General features: G+C 40.0%; 23 protein-coding genes and 1 tRNA gene. 7 read left to right on the plus strand and 17 right to left on the minus strand.

The window, feature by feature from the left end:
* Positions 1-351 precede the first annotated feature (351 nt).
* Positions 352-822, minus strand: coding sequence for a helix-turn-helix transcriptional regulator (locus O3603_RS09530; protein WP_273540169.1), 471 nt, complete (start codon positions 820-822; stop codon positions 352-354).
* 820 nt (positions 823-1,642) lie between these two features.
* Positions 1,643-2,668 (minus strand): DNA polymerase III subunit delta, encoded by a 1,026-nt coding sequence (gene holA, locus O3603_RS09535; RefSeq protein ID WP_371522462.1) that lies wholly within the window; start codon positions 2,666-2,668, stop codon positions 1,643-1,645.
* Positions 2,669-2,871: 203 nt separating this feature from the next.
* Between holA and O3603_RS09540 the strand changes: the two genes are divergently transcribed.
* The 3 genes from O3603_RS09540 to O3603_RS09550 all read left to right on the plus strand — a co-directional run bounded on the left by O3603_RS09540 (position 2,872) and on the right by O3603_RS09550 (position 5,234).
* Positions 2,872-3,321 carry a type I restriction enzyme HsdR N-terminal domain-containing protein gene (locus O3603_RS09540; RefSeq protein ID WP_371522464.1) on the plus strand — a complete coding sequence of 150 codons (450 nt, stop codon included), beginning with the start codon at positions 2,872-2,874 and terminating at the stop codon, positions 3,319-3,321.
* 199 nt (positions 3,322-3,520) lie between these two features.
* Entirely contained in the window at positions 3,521-4,387 is an 867-nt protein-coding gene (locus O3603_RS09545; RefSeq protein ID WP_371522466.1) for a TerB family tellurite resistance protein, read from the plus strand.
* Between the two features lie 100 nt (positions 4,388-4,487).
* On the plus strand, positions 4,488-5,234 hold the full coding sequence (locus tag O3603_RS09550; protein WP_371522468.1) for a peptidylprolyl isomerase: 747 nt from the start codon (positions 4,488-4,490) through the stop codon (positions 5,232-5,234).
* A 115-nt stretch (positions 5,235-5,349) separates the two neighbouring features.
* Here O3603_RS09550 and O3603_RS09555 read toward each other — a convergent pair whose 3' ends face one another.
* From O3603_RS09555 to O3603_RS09580, 6 genes are all read right to left on the minus strand, one after another.
* Positions 5,350-5,691: a TM2 domain-containing protein gene (locus tag O3603_RS09555; protein WP_371522470.1), complete on the minus strand. Its 342-nt coding sequence runs from the start codon at positions 5,689-5,691 to the stop codon at positions 5,350-5,352.
* A 68-nt stretch (positions 5,692-5,759) separates the two neighbouring features.
* Positions 5,760-6,119, minus strand: a complete 360-nt coding sequence (locus tag O3603_RS09560) for a DUF2752 domain-containing protein (RefSeq protein WP_371522500.1) — start codon at positions 6,117-6,119, stop codon at positions 5,760-5,762.
* A 24-nt stretch (positions 6,120-6,143) separates the two neighbouring features.
* Positions 6,144-6,416, minus strand: coding sequence for a CD225/dispanin family protein (locus tag O3603_RS09565; RefSeq protein ID WP_009434837.1), 273 nt, complete (start codon positions 6,414-6,416; stop codon positions 6,144-6,146).
* Positions 6,417-6,712: 296 nt separating this feature from the next.
* Positions 6,713-7,537, minus strand: coding sequence for a zinc ribbon domain-containing protein (locus tag O3603_RS09570; RefSeq protein WP_371522472.1), 825 nt, complete (start codon positions 7,535-7,537; stop codon positions 6,713-6,715).
* A gap of 87 nt (positions 7,538-7,624) precedes the next feature.
* A complete protein-coding gene (locus O3603_RS09575) occupies positions 7,625-8,440 on the minus strand; it encodes a Nif3-like dinuclear metal center hexameric protein (RefSeq protein ID WP_371522474.1) in 816 nt (271 codons plus the stop codon).
* A gap of 124 nt (positions 8,441-8,564) precedes the next feature.
* A complete protein-coding gene (locus tag O3603_RS09580) occupies positions 8,565-9,458 on the minus strand; it encodes a hypothetical protein (RefSeq protein ID WP_371522476.1) in 894 nt (297 codons plus the stop codon).
* Between the two features lie 1,011 nt (positions 9,459-10,469).
* On the opposite strand from O3603_RS09580, the gene O3603_RS09585 reads away from it, so the two are divergent.
* The 3 genes from O3603_RS09585 to O3603_RS09595 all read left to right on the plus strand — a co-directional run bounded on the left by O3603_RS09585 (position 10,470) and on the right by O3603_RS09595 (position 12,801).
* Complete coding sequence (locus O3603_RS09585; RefSeq protein WP_371522478.1) at positions 10,470-11,543, plus strand: agmatine deiminase family protein; 1,074 nt, start codon at positions 10,470-10,472, stop codon at positions 11,541-11,543.
* 124 nt (positions 11,544-11,667) lie between these two features.
* A complete protein-coding gene (locus O3603_RS09590; RefSeq protein ID WP_009434924.1) occupies positions 11,668-12,552 on the plus strand; it encodes a carbon-nitrogen hydrolase in 885 nt (294 codons plus the stop codon).
* A 175-nt stretch (positions 12,553-12,727) separates the two neighbouring features.
* Positions 12,728-12,801: transfer RNA gene (locus O3603_RS09595), tRNA-Arg, on the plus strand.
* Positions 12,802-13,319: 518 nt separating this feature from the next.
* Here O3603_RS09595 and O3603_RS09600 read toward each other — a convergent pair.
* The 9 genes from O3603_RS09600 to O3603_RS09640 form a co-directional block, all read right to left on the minus strand.
* Entirely contained in the window at positions 13,320-14,273 is a 954-nt protein-coding gene (locus O3603_RS09600; protein WP_371522480.1) for a hypothetical protein, read from the minus strand.
* 296 nt (positions 14,274-14,569) lie between these two features.
* Complete coding sequence (locus O3603_RS09605; protein ID WP_009434859.1) at positions 14,570-15,310, minus strand: polyprenol monophosphomannose synthase; 741 nt, start codon at positions 15,308-15,310, stop codon at positions 14,570-14,572.
* Positions 15,311-15,386: 76 nt separating this feature from the next.
* Positions 15,387-16,214 (minus strand): lysophospholipid acyltransferase family protein, encoded by an 828-nt coding sequence (locus O3603_RS09610; RefSeq protein ID WP_314867158.1) that lies wholly within the window; start codon positions 16,212-16,214, stop codon positions 15,387-15,389.
* Between the two features lie 44 nt (positions 16,215-16,258).
* Entirely contained in the window at positions 16,259-17,428 is a 1,170-nt protein-coding gene (locus O3603_RS09615) for a metallophosphoesterase (RefSeq protein WP_371522482.1), read from the minus strand.
* Positions 17,425-18,264: a vitamin B12 dependent-methionine synthase activation domain-containing protein gene (locus O3603_RS09620; RefSeq protein ID WP_371522484.1), complete on the minus strand. Its 840-nt coding sequence runs from the start codon at positions 18,262-18,264 to the stop codon at positions 17,425-17,427. The genes O3603_RS09615 and O3603_RS09620 overlap by 4 nt, the downstream gene beginning before the upstream one ends.
* A gap of 8 nt (positions 18,265-18,272) precedes the next feature.
* A complete protein-coding gene (locus tag O3603_RS09625) occupies positions 18,273-19,622 on the minus strand; it encodes a dihydroorotase (protein WP_371522486.1) in 1,350 nt (449 codons plus the stop codon).
* Between the two features lie 217 nt (positions 19,623-19,839).
* On the minus strand, positions 19,840-20,694 hold the full coding sequence (locus tag O3603_RS09630; protein WP_314572696.1) for a DUF4369 domain-containing protein: 855 nt from the start codon (positions 20,692-20,694) through the stop codon (positions 19,840-19,842).
* Positions 20,695-20,810: 116 nt separating this feature from the next.
* Entirely contained in the window at positions 20,811-21,233 is a 423-nt protein-coding gene (locus O3603_RS09635; protein ID WP_371522488.1) for a hypothetical protein, read from the minus strand.
* On the minus strand, positions 21,217-21,558 hold the full coding sequence (locus tag O3603_RS09640) for a septum formation initiator family protein (RefSeq protein WP_371522490.1): 342 nt from the start codon (positions 21,556-21,558) through the stop codon (positions 21,217-21,219). The genes O3603_RS09635 and O3603_RS09640 overlap by 17 nt, the downstream gene beginning before the upstream one ends.
* A 157-nt stretch (positions 21,559-21,715) precedes the next feature.
* Between O3603_RS09640 and O3603_RS09645 the strand changes: the two genes are divergently transcribed.
* Positions 21,716-23,530 (plus strand): DNA polymerase III subunit gamma/tau, encoded by a 1,815-nt coding sequence (locus O3603_RS09645; protein ID WP_371522492.1) that lies wholly within the window; start codon positions 21,716-21,718, stop codon positions 23,528-23,530.
* The last annotated feature ends 80 nt before the right edge of the window (positions 23,531-23,610 follow it).

Consider the following 23,610-nt stretch of genomic DNA (forward strand, 5'->3'; position numbering starts at 1 on the left):
CTTTCTTCAAAGAGATTCTTATACTATCACATAGACCTAAGTTCAGAGCAAAAGTCCATTTTCAAAGGAATGTACGGATGGTGACTACGGATGGGCTATCTCATTGCAACTATTATCATAGGATATACCTTATATAAATAGAAAGACTCAATTACACCTATCAAAATAATCCCCCCACAAATAAAGCAAAACATATCCTACTCATAAAAGGAGAGCTCATCTAAGATTATAAAGGATAAAACACAAAAATAGAAATCAGCCTTTCAGAGATATAAAAGCTGATTATACTCTGTGCAAAATATCATAGAACAACCTTACAAGAAATGACGAGTACCAACTTTATTAACCCACTTACTTTTTTGGAACAAAACTCTCCCATGTCTGGTCATCAAAGAAGATTCGAATCTCAGTGATACGTCTTTGTGGTTTGTCAACATATTTTATTTCAGTTCTCGCAGGTGTTTTAAGTGTATCAGCAACGTGCTGTGAAGAACCTTGACCATATCCCTCAATAGATGGGGCAGGGCTTGAAGAGAAATTCAAATGACCTTCAGAACTTGTACCATTGACCGCACCATTCTCATCATCATCAACTCCTGACGCTGTGACTTGATCCTTAAACATTGGTCCTTGACCATACATTAACCAATCAAGATTGATCTTTGTAAACTTACTACGAATAGCCTCTACCGTATTAAGAGTAGGTTTCGTCCTCCCTGTAAAGATGCTACTGAGTGATGCAGACGATATTCCTATAAAATCTGAAAAGGTCTGTTGAGTCATGTGTTGACTCTCCATTAGTTGTCTAATTCTATCTTTCATAACCAAATAATAGGCTTTTTTAGGCTCTAGAGCCATGCTTCCATTGATTTTACAAAGATAAACAAATAATATTAAACACCAAAATATCCCACACAAATAATACAAGTTTGTATATATAACTTTTGATATTTACAATTTAAAACAACAAACAACTAAATGTGTGCAATTCATATATACATATACAAATCAAAATAGATAATAGCATACCATATATAAGCTATTCTTTGGTCAATATCTTTAATTAACTGGCTATTAAAATCTATTTATACTTTTAAGAAGATAAAGTAAAGGGTTATACACTTGTTTTGACATAAATCCAGACTATTTTCTTTCTATAGCAAGAATATTAACTCATATAATAGTGGTTTACAAATAGTTATATTTGGTAACGCATAGATGGATATTTATTCATATACATTTTTGAATCAAGATGTGCAAGTTTTGATATTTACATTTACATAATAATGTGTAGTTCTGCTATAAAAACTAATATTATTATATTTGTAAATAATATATAAGTCATTTGCGTTTATAAATACACAATTCTATCTTCTTAACTTATAATAAATGTGAATAGTAAATGCGCTTTTTGAATTTCTGTCTATTTTTAGCGTATTTGCAATATTCATAAACAGAGTATAAGGCAAACGAAAATACGCCCAAAATGAGAAGGAAAGAATACCATAACTACCCTATTATTCAGGGAGTAACACAAAAAAAGTACCCTTTTAAGAGTACTCATTCTAGATCGAAAAAGAAGGATTTTAGTATAGAAATGAAGATTTTTGAGAATTCAAATTACCAAAAATCTCCATTTACTTTAGTGTAAAACGTAGAAAATTAGCTCTTTCATCAATTCTCCAGCACCAGTATAAGGATTATCCAAACCTTTACTCTTACCATCAACTTCACGAATCTTAGAAATAATATCCATAGTTTTGCGTGCTGAATAATTTTTCAAACCTGTAATTAAGTCTTTTATTCCCCACGTTGAATTCAAATCTAATGCCTTAGCAATATCTTGTTCAGAACTCTTATTTGGAGTATAATGTAGTATCATAAGGTTTTGAAAGAACGAGAAAAGTAAAGGAAGAAAAGAGTAAAGAGAGCCTGCTTTAGGATTATTGTCAAAATATTTGATTATCTGATTTGCCTTAAATATATCCTTAGAAACAATAGCATTCCTCAATTCGAAAGCATTAAAATCTTTACTTACCCCAATCTCCTTCTCAACTATATCTGGCGTTACACGTCGATTATCATTAGGGAGATAAATTAGAATTTTATCAAGTTCCGAAACTATACGACTTAGATCAGAACCAATATGATTAGCTATCATCTGGCATGACTTAGGGTCAATAGTAGCCTTCTTTGACTTCAAATAATTTTGGATGAATTCTGGTAATTGGTAATCTCTCAACTTCTTACTCTCGAAAACTACTCCCATTGCCTGCGCCAGTCCAATAACTTTCTTACGTGTATCTATTTTCCCATTCTTATGACACCAGACAAGAATGGTTGATTTTACAGGTTTTTTAAGATATCTCTCTAAAGCCTCTAAAGATCTTATATTTTGCGCCTCTTTTACTATAATCACTTGAAATTCGGCCATCATAGGATATCGCTTAGCCATATCCGTAACTTGTACAGCAGTCACATCTGAACCAAAACAAATCGTTTGATTAAAATCACATTCTTCTGGTAAAAGAACGTGCGAAGCAATATAGTCAGATATAGTATCGATGTAATAAGACTCTTCCCCCATTAACAAATAAAAAGGGGCAAAGTTCCTATTTTTAAGATCCTGCATGATAGCCTGAAATGTTACTCCTTGCTTTGTTGGCATTTACTTTTTTATTAACTTTGCATTTAGAATAGATTGTTACCATGTCTGAAGTCACCTATTTCCGTAGAAATTAAGAATTAACTTCACCATAACCATGGCTGAATCCTTTCATGCAAAGTTAATAGAAAAGAGATAGAAAACAAAATTTTCATTTGACTTTCGCCTTATCGTTTTCACCTTATTATATATAGGAATTGTCCAAAATGATACAACTTACTCTCCCTCCATATCAAATTAGAGTGAAAGAGACACATGGTCGAAAGCAAATTTTCGACATCCTACGTAGAAAATATGTTGCACTCACTCCAGAAGAATGGGTGCGCCAACACTTCATACATTATCTCGTTGAACATAAGAATTACCCATCCTCATTACTTGCCAATGAGGTTCCTTTGCAGATTGGAGAGAAAAGGATGAGAGCTGATAGTGTGTTGTATGATAACCAGCTACACCCTCGTATGATCATAGAATACAAAGCACCCAATATCACATTAACACAGAAAGTGTTTGACCAAATCACAGTCTACAATTTACTGCTTCATGTAGATTACCTCATTGTATCGAATGGTATGGCTACATACATCTGTAAGATGGATTACGAGAAGCAAACATATAAGTTCTTAGAAGCTATTCCCAATTACGAAAATATTTAACATACATAACTCTTAAAAGTATCTTTTATTACGCAGAATACTTTACATTATTCTGCATCTATTCAATGATATACATTATATTTGGTAGTCAACCCAAAAGTAAAAGGCAAGCTTCTCCCAACTTGGCATTATCTTTGTGAACTAATATAAGATATAAGGAACAATATTAATAAGACCGAAAATATCAAAATAGAACAACATGGGAAATATGAAATGGGTTGGTTGTTGGATTGGCGGAACCTTAGGGACAATGTTAGGAAGTGGAATTCTTGGAACATTAGCAGGTTTTTGTCTTGGTAGTATCATTGATGAAATGATGGATTCTAGGGCTGACACCAATGATTATAACACTAATAACCAAGATTATTACTCGCAGGGTAATGGTTATAAACAATATCAGTATGGAGGGCAGAATGGTTCTTCTAATGCACATTCCAATGAAGGACAGCGCAATTCTTTTCTATTTTCTATGCTTGTTTTATCATCTTATATCATCAAAGCAGATAACAAAATCATGCATTCAGAGATGGAGTTTGTACGTCAGTTCCTACGTCAGAACTTTGGAGAACAAGCAGTAAATCAAGGACAAGAAATACTCTTAAAGCTCTTTGAAATACAAAAGAAACAAGGGATACAGGTGTTTCGAAATACCATCCATCAAAGTTGTGCAGAGATAAAACACAATATGGACGTTAGTCAACGACTACAACTACTCAATTACCTTGTTATCATTGCGAAGGTAGATGGATATGTAAGTCCAGAAGAGATAAAGGCTTTAAAGGAGGTTGCACGCCACTTAGGATTAACAGCAAAGGACGTTGATTCAATGCTTAACATGGAGAATGGCGCAAGGGCAAATAGTAATATAGAAGATGCTTACAAAGTATTGAGTTTGTCTTCTACTGCTACTGACGACGAAGTAAAAGTAGCCTATCGAAAGATGGCTTTAAAGCATCATCCAGACCGAGTAGCAAGCCTTGGAGAGGATATTCGTAAAGCGGCAGAGAAGAAATTCCAAGACATTAATGATGCTAAAGAACGCATCTTTAAAGCCAGAGGACTGTAAGTATTCTTTTTCTAACCTAGCTGCTTCTTATAGAAAATATTATCACCAATCACTCATATAACTTCGATTTATAAATTATAAACAATATCTTAAAAGGATTATGGCTACAAGACTTAAAATAAAAACAAGTGAGGGCGACATTATTATTCGCCTTTATGATGAGACCCCCAAACATCGTGATAACTTCTTAAAGCTTGCAAAGGAAGGCTATTACAATGGAACTCTTTTCCATCGTGTTATCAAAGATTTCATGATACAAGGTGGTGACCCTAATAGTAAGAATGCGCCTAAAGGAAAGGTTCTTGGAACTGGTGGTCCAGACTATACTATCCCCGCAGAGTTCGTATACCCACAACTTTTCCACAAACGTGGTGCTTTAAGTGCTGCTCGCACAGGCGATGAGGTAAACCCTGAGCGTGCTAGCAGTGGTAGTCAGTTTTATATTGTATGGGGAAAAATATATAAATCAGCCGCACTGAAGCAGTTGGAACGACAAATGGGAATACAACAAGAACAGGACGTCTTCAATCAATTAGCCAAACAACATCATGATGAAATTATGAATCTAAGACGTAATCGCGATCATGTAGGATTACAGACTCTACAAGACAAACTGATAGAAGAAACGAAAGAAAAGTGTAAGTCACAAGGTAAACCGACATTCACTCTAGAACAAAATGAGGCTTATACAACATTAGGTGGTACACCCTTCCTTGACAACCAATACACAGTATTTGGAGAAGTTGAAGAAGGATTAGACATCGTTGAACGTATCCAAAATTGTCAAACAGATTGCAACGACCGCCCAACAGAAGATGTTAGGATTGAAACAATAGAAGTTTTATAACTATAAAATAATCAATGCTCTTACCTACTTGATGACTCTTATATCAAGTAGATAAGGGCTTTCTCTTAGATTTACAATCTAATACGAATGTAATAACATTACGTCAAATTGCAAATTAATGAATGTGGGTTAAAAGGAGTTCTAGGTTCTTTTCTTTCGTAGCTCCCATTATCAGGAAAATATCAACCAAAGCCCAAATGTAACATCCACCAAAGGTCAACAACTTTCCAAGTCCAAGTCCAACATCACCGATGTAAAATCTATCAACACCTAGGACACCAACAAGTATCGATAAAATAAGAGATAGAGTTGGATCTTTCATACCATTCACTAGTATGAGAAAATCTGATTCCCTCATATCTGACTTAAGCAATCTATCACGTACCATTGGTATACTTTCAGATGGAATCTTCGATCCCATCATCATTAATAATTGATTAACTTTCTCTTGTTCCATTATCTTTATCTTTAAAGTAAAATAACCCTTTTATCAGTCTGTAACATATGGTAATAACAGAAGAATTATCATATATGCAAGATATTCCTCACAACAAGCCATACAAAGAAGAGGACAACATAGGTCAAAATAAGTCTTCTATCCTCTATTACTCTAGTCAATCTGCGCTTAGAATTGCTAATAGGTAGCAATGCACGAAGTCCAAATAAAATTAAATAAGGGATACCAAATAACAAGAAGTAATTATAATGAATTGCCTCTACGAATCTTCCCTGCAACAAAGCATGCAATGCCCGTTGCAATCCACAACCTGGACATTGCAGTCCTGTCAACACCTTAAATGGGCATTTGGGAGCCCAAGAAGTAGTAACAGGATCATAAAAATAGTATATGATTAATAAGGAGGCTCCCAAAAAGAGAGCCCCCATAAATCTCTTCTTAGATTTCAATTTTTAGTGTGATAATGCGCTTAAATAACTCATACCACCCAAGAAGCCAAAGTAGATTATCTGAAAGATTACACCCGTAACAATACCAATAATACTCCACTTCTTAGCATCTGCTGCTGCTGCCGCTGCTGCATCATATTGCTTCATCATGTAATAATCGTTCACCTTCATAGAACGAATAATCGCATAGATACCAAATGGTAAACAGCAACAAAGAGTAGTGAAAATTGCGAGAGGCAAATAATTGTTTGGCTTTGGATTGTTTAATTCTTCCATAATAGTAAATTTTGAGCCAGTCTCCCATGGCTAAGTTTGGTAATCAGTTCTATTTGACACATAGTCTTGAGATTGGGGAGAACCTATAAGGCAACTCTCATCCTACATGCAACTTAATGTTTATTCTAATCAATCTTAGTATTGGCAAAGATAAATAAATATTATTAAAGGCACAAATAATTTCACAGAAAGTAACCAAGAGAACAGAAAAATCCCTTACCTAAAGCATCATCGTGCATAGATAAGGGACCTTATTTTATTACTCCATTTTATAGGATTTCAACATCAGACATGGTTTAGTCTTCCGCTTCTTCTTTCTTCTTACGGGTTGTTCTACGCTTCTTTGGCTTATCTTCTGTAGGCTTTTCTACCTTCACACCAGCCAACTCTGGATCAATAAGGATACGACCACAATATTCACAGACAATGATTTTCTTGTGCATCTTAACATCTAACTGACGCTGAGGAGGAATCTTGTTAAAGCAACCACCACAAGCATCACGCTGCACGTAAACAATACCCAATCCATTACGAGCTCCACGACGAATGCGTTTGAAACTACGTAACAATCCTGGTTCAATTCTTGTTTCAAGCTCAGCGGACTTCTCTTTCAACAGACCTTCCTCTTCACGTGTCTCCTGCATAATCTCGTCCAGTTCATTACGCTTCTCTTCGAGTGCATGCTGGCGATCCTCCAGTAGAGCACGATTTTCCTCTAAGTCTCTTTGCTTCTCTTCAACCTTATGCTGAGCTTCTTTTATCTTCTTATTACAAAGCTCAATCTCTAAAGTTTGGAACTCTATCTCCTTTGTTAAGGTATCATACTCACGGTTGTTTGCAACAGTATCCAACTGCTTATTGTATCGTTCCAAACTTGCTTGAGCTTCAATGATATCACCTTTCTTCTGAGTGATAGCACTCTGGAAATCCTTTATATCCTGCTCTATCTTCTCTATACGAGTGTGCAAACCTTCCAAATCATCCTCTAAGTCACGTACTTCAAGTGGTAACTCACCACGTAATGCACGCTTCTCATCGATAGCAGAAAGTGTTGTCTGTAACTGGAAAAGGTTCTTTAGCTTCTCCTCTACTGGTAACTCTTTTGGATCTTTCTTTGCCATAGTTCTTATCTTAATTATAATTCAATATTCATTATCAAACCCCATTCCGATGCTTGATTAATTGGCTGGATAAACCTACCCAACCTACTAGAAATAGATAATCGGATTAGTATTTATCTCTGATATACAGCATTTAACACCTGGGGTATCATGTTCTATCACATCTCGAAGTACTTCCGTTGTATATTGCTCGCTCTGGTAATGCCCCATAACACATATCTGTATCTCTTGCTCATGACCAAAGAACTCATGGTATCCCATCTCTCCCGTTATGAAGGCATCAGCACCAGCACCAATGGCATCACGCAACAAGAAAGAACCAGAACCACCACAAATTGCAACATGACGAATCTCTCTACGAAGTAATTCATTGGCTTGAATGCACTCTACATCAAACTTCTTTTTCAGTAAAAGTATCAAATCATCAGCTGCTAATGGTGCTTCAAATTCACCAATAACACCATCACCACCAATTATCGTATCCCCTGTGAGCGGACTAATCACTTGTTTATTCCGACCAAAGAAATGTGCGTTCCTCAATCCTAGTTTCTCTGCTATCTTGAAGTTCACTCCATTCTCTGCCGAATCAAGATTCGTGTGCATGGCAACGATAACTATATCGTTCTTAATAGCCTTCATAACCGTACGCTGAACATAATCAGTATCTGACACTTGTGATAACTTACGGAAGATAAGTGGGTGATGTGCAACGATTAGGTTACAACCACGTCGCATCGCCTCCTCCACCACTTTTTCCGTCACGTCAAGACACAATAAAGCCCCTGATACTTCCGCCTCTGTCAATCCAACTTGCAGACCAGCATTATCATAACTCTCCTGCAAGGGCAAAGGCGCGAACCGTTCAAGGGCATCAATAACTTCCTTTATTTTCACGCTACGCATAAGTTTTAGGCTGCAAAGATAGCAATTTTATTCCATTCTCACAACTCTTATCATACGTTATTTTAGGACTTTATACTAGAGTTGTCGTATCTCACTAGCAATCTCTAGGTAGGTTTCAAGCCTCTTACTCCTGTATAATCAAGTAAGGAGACACGTTCCAGAACTTATCCGAATTTGTAATGGTGAGCGTTGAAGTACCATCTTCGTTCGTTGTCAAGGTATAACTTGACTCTGGATTAGGAGATAATATCTTGGGAGATGTCGACTTAATCGTCAACGTTGTTAAGTCCTTCTGATTCGCCTTAATAAAGCTCTCTTCTGTGATATTATTATTGTTTATCTTCTTCGAAAAGAGACTTGTCTTCAAGAGTCCCTTATCTTTCAGCGTCTGTTTATCAGCAATGATATAGAACACGCTCTTTGGTTGTTCCACTTGCTTCACCACCTTTACTCTAGGGCTATTATTACCTGATACAGACATATCATATTTATAGCGCAGGGCTTCAGCACTATTAGATTGATTCAAGACAATGTATTTCAACTGCTCTACACTGACATCTTTCCTACTAGCAACAGCCTCTAGTTCCGCCATGCGATCACTCTTTTCTTTCAACTGAGAAGCTAAGAAGGCTATCGTCTTATAGAGCTTATCTATTGTGGCACTCTTATCAGATGACACCTCCGACTGCTTTTTCTTCTCACTTAATAGCTTATCTATTTGCTTTTGTTTCTCAGCCAACAACGCTCCAAGCCCCTTTATCTGCTGAATAATTTTAGACTTCTTGTTTGCATGCTCAGTAGTCTTACAAAGCATTGCCTCTTGCGATGAGATAAGATCCAAATTATCCGATATTTCGTCTATTGAGGCCGTCAACTGACTTATTGCCTCGTTCTCTCTAGACGGAGGAGTGACATTGACTGCCTCTCGTTTAGGTGCAGGACGCTTCACATCCTCACATGAGGTACATGCGACGAGTCCGGCAAACACTATCAGAGATGATATTCTAATCCGTTTCATTCTGCAAATAAATCTTGTTGCAAAGATACCTTTTTTATACCAAGAAACCGCCGCTCAATATATTAAAAATCCTAATAAATAAGGAAAACTGTTTAAGTTATCTCGCCTGTACAACACGCTTATCTCTTTTCATAACAATACGCCTCTATCCTCGAGCCAACACTTATCCTCTATGCTTCTAACCCTCTCCTTCATGAGGAAATAGGTTATTTTTACATGAGTCCTAGACTATTTCCTCCCTGTTTTTAGTCTGTTTAGTCTGTTATGCAACGCCTTATGCTCACAGGCATCACAATCATGTGTCATACAAAAAGCCTGCTATATCAACAAAGGCAGGCACTTTTATTTAAGGTAAAAAGGAATGATAAGATAACAATAAAGTCGAATCAGTGTCCTTAACAGACCATGATTCGACTCTTCTATTATTCTCTCTCAAATTTTATCAATTCTTTTGTAGCTATAAAACTCTTTTTAATTAGAGCTAGCATTACGCTAAGCAAGTTGCTCTACCCATGTTATACTCACTGATAACATTAATCATGTAATGGAAGAACTTGCGCGCCATGGATGATTTCTTAATTCTTTGTTTCATAACGTTGTTCCTTTCTTTTTACTTGTTAAACAATCTTTTTTCCTTGTGTCTACCTAATGAGATTGATGCCTTATTAATGGTAAATCATCTACCCTGAACTGACATCTCTTATGTCTTGTTTGCGTTTGCAAAGTTAGTACTGTTTGCAATTTCATACGAAGAATAAGCCCATTTAAACATGAAAAAACAGATTTATTTGACTTTCATCAAACTCCTTGATACATATCAAACGACCTAATTGACATATATCAAGTCTTTAATTGATATACATCAAACACCAGCTTGACGTATATCAACGCCAAAGCTACTATAAATGAAACAAACGGATAGGCTGTGACAAACGGAACAAGACATATATACCCCATAAAAAATACAAACGCAAGAACGCCTATCACATTTTCTTTTCTTACCTTTGCAACATGAATACTAACAGACTTCAAGGTGTAAGATTACCTGCTGAATGGGAACAGCAAAGGGCTATCATGCTGATATGGCCACATGAGGACACTGACTGGTGTCCCTATTTGGAGGAGATAACTGAGGTTTATCTTCAGATGGCGAAGGCTATCACTCGACACGAGAAATTGCTCATAACAGCACGAGACACGGAACGGGTGCAGGACTTATTGACCAAGCATCTCACGGAAGGGCAGATGAAACAGGTAACAATATTTGCCTGCGATAACAATGATACATGGGCGCGCGATGTTGCACCCATCACCCTACTCCCTGACACGACAGCGAGCGGAACTGAACAAGCGAGCGTCCTTCTCGACTTCTGTTTCAATGGATGGGGAGAGAAGTTTGCCGCTGACAAGGATAATAAGATTAACCAAGCGGTTTACAAGGTGGGGCTTTTCGAGGGCACACTTATAAGTCATAAGGACTTCGTTCTAGAGGGTGGTTCGATAGAGTGTGATGGCAAGCACACTCTCTTCACAACAACTGGCTGCCTGATGGCACCTCATCGCAACCAACCTTTGACTAAGGAGGATATTGACCAGAAGTTGCGTTCGTTCTTCCCAAACATCAACCATATTGTATGGTTAGACTATGGTCAATTAGCTGGCGATGATACCGATGGTCACATTGATACTATCGTTCGCATTGCGCCTAATGATACGTTATTATATATAAGGTGTGATGACCCTCAAGACGAGCACTATGATGACTTCCATCATTTGGAGGAGCAGTTGCAGGGATTAAGAACCCCTGAGGGGCAACCTTATCGACTACTGCCGCTCCCCATGCCAAATGCTATCTACGATGATGGCGAGCGGCTGCCAGCGACACACGCCAACTTCCTTATTCTCAACGACGCTGTACTCGTTCCTACTTATAACCAACCCGAAAAGGACAAAAGGGCGATGGAACAAATTCAACTGGCGTTCCCTGACAGAGAGATAATAGGTATTGACAGTAGAACTATCATCCGACAACATGGTTCCATACATTGTTTAACTATGCAACTACCGCTTTCTCCAGCTCTTTAACAGAAGAGAAAAGACATGGAGAAAGTATTTGTCACACTGCATAATAGTAAGTTTAAAACCAACCCCAACCGCTCCGAAGCAAGCTATTTCACGCTTCGGACAAGTTGGAAAACATATTAAATAGATGAGAGAACTAAAGATTGGTATCTTGCAACAACATAACATTGCGGATACGAAGAAGAATATAGAACGATTGGCAGAGAACATCACTGACCTCGCACAAAGGGGTGCCGAACTAGTCGTATTACAAGAGTTACACAACTCATTATACTTCTGTCAGACGGAGGACGTAAACAACTTCGACTTAGCAGAACCCATACCTGGACCATCAACAGACTTCTATGGTGAGTTGGCACGCAAATTAGGTATCGTGCTTGTTACCTCCCTCTTTGAGAAACGGGCTGCTGGGTTATATCACAACACGGCTGTTGTCATAGAGAAAGACGGAACAATAGCTGGTAAGTATCGTAAGATGCACATTCCCGACGACCCAGCCTACTACGAAAAGTTCTATTTCACACCAGGTGACATCGGTTTCCATCCTATCGACACGAGCGTGGGACGTTTGGGAGTATTGGTTTGTTGGGATCAATGGTACCCTGAGGCAGCCCGCTTAATGGCATTACAAGGCGCAGAAATGCTCATCTACCCCACTGCTATCGGCTATGAAAGTAGTGACACGGAAGCAGAGCAACAACGCCAGCGTGAGGCATGGACAACGGTAATGCGTGGGCACGCAGTGGCTAACGGATTGCCTGTCATCGCCGTTAATCGTGTAGGTCATGAGAGCGATCCAAGCGAACAAACAGGGGGAATTCAGTTCTGGGGAAGTAGCTTCGTGGCTGGTCCACAGGGCGAACTACTCTATCGTGCAAGCGACAATGAGGAGGAGAGCATCATCCTTAACATCGACCTAGACCATAGCGAACAAGTGCGTCGTTGGTGGCCATTCCTGCGCGATCGCAGGATAGACGAATACAAAGATCTTACGAAGCGATTTATCGATTAATAGGATTAGTGGCTGCTAAAGGATAAGATGAAGAGCCGTTTTAGAATAGTTTTAGGAGAAAGGATTTACAGGAGAAAGCCCTTTCAGAAACCTATAAAAAATCTAAATGCACCCATGTCGGTTTCGGCTTCATTTGGAGTTATCCAAACTTTACAGTACCTTTGCAGCGCTATTAGGCTCCGTAGCTTAGCTGAATAGAGCGTCAGATTCCGGTTCTGAAGGTCTTGGGTTTGAATCCCAACGGAGTCACAACATATCAAGCGGAAGTCCCCTTATCTATCGAGACTTCCGCTTTCTGCTGTTTAGGCGACTATTATCAGGCACAAAAAGTAACACATAGGATTGATGGAAATGACACATACGTATCACGTCATTGACACGTATGTGTTACATGGGTTAGCACATACGTGTCAGTCGAGCGACACGTATGTGTCATTTCAAGCATCACATATACGAATCTGGCACGAAGTAGATAGTGCCTTCGCTGAGATATTAGCCTTAGCACTACCATCAACAAGTATGAGGCTGTTCCCGTCTGTGCCGATAAACTTAGGACTTTGATATAGATATGTTCAGAAGTTCACACCCTCAATTTGATAGTTCTTCACCTAATCCAATGATGTTCAACGTATCAAATCGTCATTACACATACCCTCTCCTGCGAACTCACGGCGACGCTCACGGCGAATAGAATAAAGCGTTGCGTCAACAGGATAACCAGCTGAAACCTCCCAAATACAAGGTATCTATTACGAATCTTACCGACCTTATTTCAGCTTACGTCTATGCGCTAGATAGGTTTCTTTCCCAGGAAAGTGAGGGGTATCGAGAGAGTTTTCCATACAGTAAAATACCACTCGACGATTGAAGACAACGAAGCTAGGTAGATTATTAAGTTCGCTGATTAACGAGTCAGTGAGGGGCTTATCATATAATTGATAATAAAAGACATCTTGCCCTTTGCGCCCATATTCTATCTCTGTGCAGTCCCCATACCCATTATTATTACCAATGCTTAAACCTCGATAATCCATCTCCTGCAGTGCAAAACGGATGGAATCCAGGCGCTCAACACTAAGTCCTATCTTCTTTAACTCCCTATTCTTTACGTTATCAGTGACCCCGTTGTCTGGCTCAAAGTTCACATCTACCTTCGAGTTAACGCCCCAGTCCGTAATCTCTCCATTATTCGAATACTCCACGGAGAACCCTGTACTATCCGGCAACCAACCTTTTGTAACTGCTATCAAACGTCTTATCTCTGTTTGATGCGCCTTATAATCAGTTTCCATCGCCTCGGGTGTACAACTTTTCTGTGGTAGAATAGCCAAGACCAAGACACATATTACTTGCAAGAGATTGATAATGTGTAATCCAAGAAACACCTTATTTATATATAACTCACGATGAACTATAACCTGAACAACGGATATAACATAAATAACAAGCACAGGGATTGCCACAAACCATGTGACGACAATGAACCAAACTATCCAACTCAGATTATCCTCAGGGTCGTCTTCACCAACAAAGCACAGCATGACGAAGAATAGAAACAACGTAACAACTGCTAATGACATCATGCGTAGAGATGACCAGAAGAAGCCTTTCCAATTCCGCCTATAAGCATCTTCCGGATTAGTAACTTCCTTATGATAACTTAGTAGAAAGCCTATACCAAGGAGAAGAAAAGCGAGCAAAAAGATTATAACTGTTATCATACGATGATTAATTAAGTGGTAAAACGCTTGATACGAATAGTTGGTAAAGAATAAGTAGATGATCCCTCTTGAATCAAAGAGAGCCTCTCCTTGCATTAAGGAGAGGCTCTTCTCATATCAAGGAAACGCCCCCTTCCCATGCAAGAGAGCATTTCTTTGTGTGCAGTATTGCTTTTGTAGCTAACAAGACTATACCTCGCAACACATTAACCTGCCCCTTTCTTTCCTGCAAATATCTATTTTGTGAGAGAGTCCTACCCGTTCAGGGAGGATAGGTGAGGCTTGTCTTATTACTATTAAGCCTTCGGGTACTTCTTAAACCAGCCGTCAAGACGGAGGCGCATAACGCCGAAGAAGGCTTCAGAGAATATACCACCACTCATCTTACTAACTCCTTCACGGCGATTAACAAAGATGACTGGAACCTCTTTAATCTTAAAGCCTATCTTGTAAGAAGTGTACTTCATCTCTATTTGGAAAGCATATCCTTTAAACCTAATATCATCTAATGGGATAGTTTCCAACACTTTCCTACGATAGCAAACGAAGCCTGCTGTGGTGTCATGAACATGGAATCCCGTCACAGTCTGTACGTATTTACTAGCAAAATAACTCATTAGCACGCGTCCAATAGGCCAATTAACAACATTCACCCCACTAACATAACGTGAGCCAACAGCGACATCATAGCCTTCATCATGCGTCGCAGCATAAAGACGAGGGAGGTCGTTTGGATCGTGACTAAAGTCGGCATCCATCTCAAAGATATAGTCATAACCATGCTCCAAAGCCCACTTAAAGCCTGTAATATAAGCTGTTCCTAGTCCTAACTTACCAGTACGCTCGATAATAAACAATCGGTCAGAACAACCATTGTTTATCAATCGATGAACAATCTGCGCAGTGCCATCTGGACTTCCATCATCAATTACCAAGACATGAAAGAACTTATCCAAATTGAATACAGCATGGATAATCTTCTCTATATTCTCCTTCTCGTTATAGGTCGGTATGATTACTATACTATCGCTTGTCATAGGTTTTGTTTTTGTGCAAAAGTAGTATATTTATCTGAATGAAGCAAATAATCGAATAAAAACCAGTAGTCAGTTATTACTGATCTGGGTTATCTATAAATCCTTGGTACTTCTCTTCTAGTCCAGACATGACTGCTTTATACGCCTCAACCATAGTTTGCTTCTCAAACTCCGAACCCTTTCCCTTAGGCTGAATAGGTTCATGAATCGTTAAACGAAGTCTATTCCATACGGGGAAGTTCCAGTCTTTTGTTCGTGGCATAACGTCGAATGAACCATTAATAGTAATTGGGCATACTGGTAATTGCAGCTCATCAGCAAGCATAAAAGCACCTCGGCGGAAGTGAGCCATATGACCAGTAAAGCTGCGCGCACCCTCTGGGAATACCACTACTGACATCCCCTCGCGTAGCGTCTCACGTGCTTCATCGTATGTCTTCTTTATCTTGCTCGCCCCACTCTTATCTACAAAGATGTGGTGAGCCTGCTCACATGCAAGTCCAATGAGCGGTATCTTGCGGATAGCCTTCTTCATCATCCATTTGAAGTTACGCCCTAAGAAACCATAAATAAGGAAGATGTCGAATGCTCCTTGATGGTTACTAACAAAGACATAACTCTGTTTGGGGTCTAAGTGTTCACGCCCTTCTACCTTTACAGGGAGGAACAATAAGCGAATAGTAAACCATGACCACCACTTTCCAGGATAGTATCCCCAGAAGTGACCATTGCCTAATCGACAGCCAATCGTCGTTATCAAGGCTGTGAGAATAGAGGCAAGTATGAAAAGAGGAAGTACGATACATAATGTATAGAGGTCGTACAGAAGTGTTCCCATCAACGCAAAGAAGGATGGGTGATGAATAGTGTGTTTTGTGTGTCGTTGTAATGTCGAATTGCTCATAAGATAATTCTTTATTGCTTTCTTTTATTATTTGTTACTCGTTATTACTTCGTATGTAACGTTATTACTGTTACTTCATTTGGCATATTAAGACGGAAAGGGACGAGCCCACCAAGCCCTGCTGTGACATAGAGATAACGCCCGTCTTGCTCGTAGAGTCCATGATCTTCATGTTGTCTGAGGCTTGTTGGTCGCCATCCAAAGAGCTGCATCTGTCCGCCATGAGTGTGCCCTGAGAGCGTTAATTGGGCTGTTGTTTGAGGCAAGATAGAACGTTTCCAGGCAGAAGGGTCATGTTGCAACATAATGACAAATGCTCCTTTAGGAATCCCCATGGTCGCTTTCTTATAATTAGAATAGTTCGGGAATGGTGGCTTCCCATCATTCTCCGTACCACAGATATATATATCCTCACCCTTTGGTGAGCATATTATCACATTCTGATTACGCAAGAGTGTCCATCCCAAGCCCTTCTCTTCCTCCTTGACAAGCCTCATCTCTTGTGCAAGCTTCTCTTTCTTACTGCCAACGATATACTCCGTATAGTCATGATTACCCAACACAGAGATGGTACGCGACATCGGTTTACGAATGACCGCTTGCATTGCCTCCACCTCTTGTGGGCGCATATTCTGTATGTCACCAGTAAAACAAATAAGGTTAGCGTGCTGCTTTTCTATGCTATCCATCTCCGCTTTCAATATCTTCTCACGCCATCCATCAAAGGTTCCGAGATGCAAATCAGATACATGTACTATACGATAGCCATTGAAGGAGGCAGGTAGATTCTTAAAAGATAGGTCGATATGGTTCACTTTAATTGCTGATACACCAGCTGTAAGCCCATAGACATACACACCAAAAGCACCCACGCCCAATAGAACTCCTATGTAATGCCCCCAGTTACGAGGCGTGTGTGTGATATACTTACGCATTATCCAACCCAAGAAAGAACTAATAGCAAAGATTGTCTTTGGCACGACGAACATTCCAAGGAGGAATAGATAAGTGTTCAACCAAGTGAGGTCTACTGGTGCAAAGTTACGTATGGAAGCCAACAAACAAGTATAGACAACCATACCAATGCAGGGTATCCACCATAGAAGACGCTGCCACCAGGTTACATGATAACGCTTTCGGAAATAGTGCATATCGATGTACAAATCCGAAAGAACTATCATTAAAAGGAGGTATATCACAATTCTTGCTATCATCTCTTTAGTAGATTGGCACTTAAAAAAGTCCTTACTTGCTCGATGGGAAGCCCTCGCCGATGTGCATAGTCTTGTAGTTGTTCCTCATCAATCTTACCTAAATCAAAGTAACAAGCCTTTGGATGAGCGAAAATAAAGCCTGATACACTTGCATGAGGTATCATCATTCCTGTTTCGGTAAGCCTTATCCCAATCCCTTTCATATCTAGATTATGTTCAAGAAGGAAGTTCACACTTGTGTCAGGAAGTGACGGATAACCTATTGCAGGGCGTATTCCTTGATACTTCTCGGCATAGAGTTCCACTATCGTAAGCTGCTCATCAGGTGCATACCCCCAATACTTCCGCCTCACCTCTTCGTGCATTCTCTCTGCCGTAGCCTCTGCCAATCTATCAGATAGGGTTTGAGACAACATGTGAAGATAAGTATCAGCTTCGTTATCAGTGGTTATTGCTTGATCAACAGAGGTAGCAAAGATACCAACAGTATCAGTTATTCCTGAAGAAAGTGGGCGCACAAAGTCAGCAAGGCATAAGTTAGGTTTACCCTTCTTCACCCTTTGCTGACGCAACATAGGGATTCGGATTCCATTGATAAGGAGGTCATCTCCATCGCTATTAGCCTCACAAAGCGCAAAGACTGCACGTGTGTGATATTGCTCTTCCATACTTGCCAACATGGCTTCAGCATCTTGCTTCAATTCCTGCTGCGCATCTTTTGCCTTGCCATTCATCGACCAGGCATAATAGAAGTAAGGCCAATTAATATAAGGTGTAATGTCACTTATGTTGTAAGTGAGTATCTTACTCTTATTATCAGCTGGGCTTTCTTTCATATTCGGGATTATTTTGTGTTGCGGAAAGAGAGCCTCTCCCCTCTCGTTGTTGTGTCTAATTTGCCATTATCCAATAGGTGGTGCCCATTGCAGAAGGTGTGTATTACCTTCCATTGAAACGTGTGTCCCATCATCGGACTCCACTTACATTTACTCTGTATGCACGCTTCGTCTACTGTCCATGATTGATGCGGTTGAACAATCGTAACATCTGCTTTGTAGCCTTCTCGTAGATATCCACGCTTGTCTATCTTGAATAACTGCGCAGGAGCATGCGCCATTAACTCAACCAGTCGTTCGATGGTTAGAACGCCATTATCCACCAGTTCCAACATAGAAACCAGTGAGAACTGAATCATGGGCATACCCGAAGCAGCCTTGGCACAGCCTCCTTGCTTTTGAGAAAGAAGGTGAGGGGCATGATCAGTACCGATTGTTGTAATACGACCAGACATGAGTGCTTGTTGAATAGCGGCACGATCAGCTGGTGTCTTAACAGATGGATTGCATTTGATTAGTGCGCCTTTCGTAAGATAATCCTCGTTGGAAAAGATGATGTGGGCTATCACTGCCTCAAGAGTTATGCGCCCCTCATCTTCTGGATGACCTGCAAATGAAAGCTCTTTAGCCGTAGAAACGTGTGCAATGTGAAGTTGTGTCTTGTATTTCCTAGCAAGTTCAACAGCTAAGGAAGACGACTGACAGCAAGCCTCCTCACTGCGGATTTCCCAATGATGGGTAATGTCTGGGTCTTCTCCAAAGCGTTCTTTAGCTGCCTTCATATTCTGGTTTATGATACCAGAGTCCTCACAATGCGTCATAACAGGAAGCCCCAAAGAGGCTGCAACACGGAAGGTTGCCTCTAAGGAATCACGTTGGTCTACCAGCATATTCCCCGTTGAAGCTCCCATGAAGAGCTTTATTCCTGGAATGGAGTGGACATCTAATTGCTCAAATAACTTGCTATTCGCATTCGTAGCACCAAAGAAGAAACTATAGTTAACGTGACTTGACTTCGCAGCACGCGCCCACTTATCTTCCAAAGCCACTATAGTTGTGGTTTGGGGATTGGTATTTGGCATATCAAAATAGGATGTCACACCACCGAAAGCAGCCGCCCTACTCTCGCTCTCGAGGTCAGCCTTCTCTGTAAGCCCTGGTTCACGGAAGTGTACATGACTATCAATAACACCTGGCAAGACGAAACATCCCGTGGCATCGACTACCTCGTCAAATGTGCCACGGGCTGTTAGATTACCCTTAATAATCTCTTTGATACAATCATCCTCTATGATTATTGAGCCGAGAAAACTTCGACCTTCGTTGACGATAGTACCGCCTTGAATAAGTCTCCGCATATAATTATAAATGTTTTAGGGGTTTCATTGAGAATAAAGTAAGCCTCTATTGAGTCTTCCGAACCATCTATCTCTAATACTCAAAGCACTCTCCACAACTGCAATCATTCGTTATCACCCTTGTAACAATCCGTTATCACCCGTATGATACATCTGTATCACCCTTGTGATACTTAATTATCACTATTGTGACACGCCGTTATAACTATTGTGATAATTACTTTGGAATAGAGTCGCCTGCCATCTCTGCTGGTGTAGGAGGAGCCGTTGAAGCATTTGGCGTAGTACCTGGCGCATCGTTCATCGGTGCATTTGCGGGTTCAGCCATACCATTCATCTCCTTTTGAGCCTGCAAGAAATCAGCGTAGAAAGTCTTTATCTCGGGGTTATTCTTAAAGTTATCTGTTGCCTTTGTCATGATGAACTCGACCCAAGAAGGTAGTTGATTAACAGCATTAGCATACATATAATCATTCATCCAAACAGGGTAGGCATCAGGCGTAGTATCGTATGATATGCGTGTCATAAAGCACCACGGACCTAACACGTTATCAAAGTTTTCAGTCACAAACTTGGTGAATAACTTGTCACTCTTTGCGTACACGCCTAGTGCCTTCTTAATAAGTCGGGCATTGATAGTCTCCTCGTCGTGTCCATTTAGTATTGCGGCACTCTCCTCATGATCGATCTCTCCATACTGATTTCGTAGTTGAGTAAACTTCGTCCAGAAGTCGTTTAACTTATCATTCAATGGTGTTCCGCTAACGCGTTGTTGGGTATTATCCAGTTTTACTACTATATCTCCACCTTCAATAACAACGGGGAATTGAAGGTTAACATCATCCATAAAGACTTGCGCCACCCTAACAGAATCTATCGTACCATGGAATGAGAACTGTCCATGAACGACGTCACATGAATCTAAATTAACCAATGAGTCCGCCTTATCTACCTTGAGATAGAGCTTCCGACCATCTAAACTTGAGACGTTAGAAGTGCCTTGTATATTGAAAGAACTTCCACAAGAAGTGCAAGCGATAAGCGTTAAAAGTGCGTAAAGAACTTTATTCATAGGTCATTCAACTGGTTCTGTTTTGACAAAAGTACAACGTATAATTGATGCCAAGAAACATTTTTATTCAAATTAAAACTATCTATTCCTCTTTTAGACTTTTTTAGTTACTAACCCTATTGGAGTTCCTTTTTAAGCTCATAACTAATGCGATGTGAGGTGTACATCTCTAGGATTGCTGAGATTAAAAGGAGTATCACCCAATTATGATGAAAGACGTTCACGTAAGTGGTATAACCCTCAGCTGTATTAGAGAACACAGGGCGAAGGAACATATAAGAGTCCTCCACCATAAAGAAGCCAGCAATGATAAAACCAAAGCCAGCAATAGTCATAATCTTACGTAAGCGACGGATAGTCAGAGAAGAACCATCATATCGTTGGCGTGACTGCATTAAGACGAAAGCAAGAGCACCGATAAGCATTATCCAACATGCAACGTGTTGAACAATGAAAAAGGCGTAGAGCCCTGCACCTGCAACCATCGTTATTCCACCAAGAAGATAGATTATTGATTCGAATTTACTCAGTTGTCTCATACTTTTGGGTATTATCTAGCTGTTCATCATCGCTTAGCACGAAGATATCCTCATCTTCAGTCTTCATGAAATAACGCTCCCTTGCGATGCGAGCAATCGCTTTCGGGTCACGCTTTAAGTCCTTTAGTTGTTGGGTATCATGATGATATTGCCTATCATACTTTTGGATTTCTACCTTCAAGTCTTTAATCTGGTAGGCATATTCTATACGCTTCATAAAGCTATTCTCATCCAAGACTCCTACAATAAGAACGCCCAAGAGGATAACAATATGAAACTTGAACCGACTTAGAAAGCCAAGTATATGTCCAGTAATCTTGCTCACTTATTACTCAATTTTGTGCAAAAGTAAGGAAAAGATTGCACATGTTGGCATGTAGCAAACAGATTTTTAGCAAATTAACAATTTAATATCTATGCTCTAAGAGCGTCTTTTCTCAACTTTTATTACCTTTGCATCACGAATTAGAAAAGTATGATTTATGGATGAATATATCGTCTCGGCGCGTAAGTATCGACCGATGTCCTTCGACTCTGTCGTTGGTCAACAGGCATTGACTACCACGCTGAAGAATGCCGTAAAAAGTGGCAAATTGGCTCATGCCTATCTCTTCTGTGGACCGCGAGGAGTGGGTAAGACGACTTGTGCACGTATCTTTGCTAAGGCTATCAACTGCGAGAATCCCACCAAAGAGGGTGAGGCTTGCAATGAATGCGAGAGCTGTAAAGCCTTTGCCGAAGGGCGCAGTTACAACATATTTGAGCTTGATGCAGCAAGTAACAACTCGGTTGAGAACATCAAGACACTTATGGAGCAGACCCGTATTCCACCGCAAGTTGGACGATACAAAGTGTTTATCATCGATGAGGTTCACATGTTATCAACAGCTGCCTTTAACGCATTTCTCAAGACATTAGAGGAACCTCCTGCACACGTTATATTCATCCTTGCGACCACAGAGAAGCATAAAATCCTGCCAACCATATTGTCTCGTTGCCAGATATATGACTTCGAACGCATGACAGTTCCTAATATCATCAACCACTTAAAGGCTGTTGCTGAGAAAGAGAACATACAATATGATGAGCAAGCTCTCAATATCATCGCAGAGAAAGCAGATGGTGGTATGCGTGATGCACTCTCTATCTTCGATCAAGTAGCAAGTTTCTCACAAGGCAATATCACCTACCAAAAGGTAATAGAAGACCTCAATGTACTTGATGAAGACAATTATTTCAACATCATCAATCTTGCCCTTGAGAATAAGGTAAGCGACATTATGGTTCTTCTGAACAATGTTATCAACAAAGGTTTTGATGGTGGTCACCTCATCAACGGACTTGCTTCGCACGTTCGCAACGTATTGATGGCAAAAGATGTACAAACTCTTCCATTGTTAGAGGTTAGCGAACAACAATGCAAACGATACCAAGAGCAGGCGCAGAAGTGCCCTACTCTCTTCCTATATAACGCATTGAAGATTATGAACCGATGTGATGTTGAATATCGACAAAGTTCTAATAAGCGTTTACTCGTTGAGCTAACACTCATCCAAATAGCACAAATAACTCAGAAGGACGATGATGTCCCAGCCTCGGGGCGTAGCCCTAAACGATTAAAATCCCTGTTCAAGAATCTTATTGTAAAGGCTCAACAGAAACCGACTCAGCAGGTGGTTGGGAGCCTTAGACATCATCATGAGGAGTCTCACAAGTCAACTGACAACGAGACACCTGTAACCATTGCGCCCTCTTCTAACAGCTCTTCCGAAGCGTTAACAAGCAATCATAGTGGTGCAGCCGTCGTCACCCATGGTTTACCTACATCGATTAACTTAGGAGGAATGGGGCTTTCGGTCAGCAACTTACTCAAAGGAGAAGAACGTAAAAACACCAATGCCAACGAGCCAGAAGTAACCAACAAAGAGGAGAAAGAGGAGTTTTCTCAACAAGAACTCATCGTACAATGGCGTGCAATGTGCAAACGTATGCCTAACGGGATGCAAGCTCTTGCACAGCGCATGGGCAATATCACCCCTACAATAACAGCTTTCCCGAATATTCAGATACTTGCTGAAAACAATATCCAACTCAGTGAGTTGCTACCTATCAAGGCTCGTATCCGAGCTACATTGGCTAAGTATCTGCATAACGGACAGCTTGAAGTGGACATTAGACTTGCCAAACAAGAGGAGATAAAGCCAATGCTTACACCTCATCAAGAACTCGAGAAACTCAAAAAAGAGAATCAACCCGTATTGAGACTCATTGAGGCTCTATCGTTGGATTTGGCTTAGAATAGTTTAGTTGACATTCCGCTCAATAGTGCAACACTCTTACTAGTGCAAGAGATAATAAAAGACTGAAAAGAAGAAGA

This window comes from Prevotella sp. 20925_1_30 (assembly GCF_041433025.1).
Classification (GTDB): domain Bacteria; phylum Bacteroidota; class Bacteroidia; order Bacteroidales; family Bacteroidaceae; genus Prevotella; species Prevotella vespertina.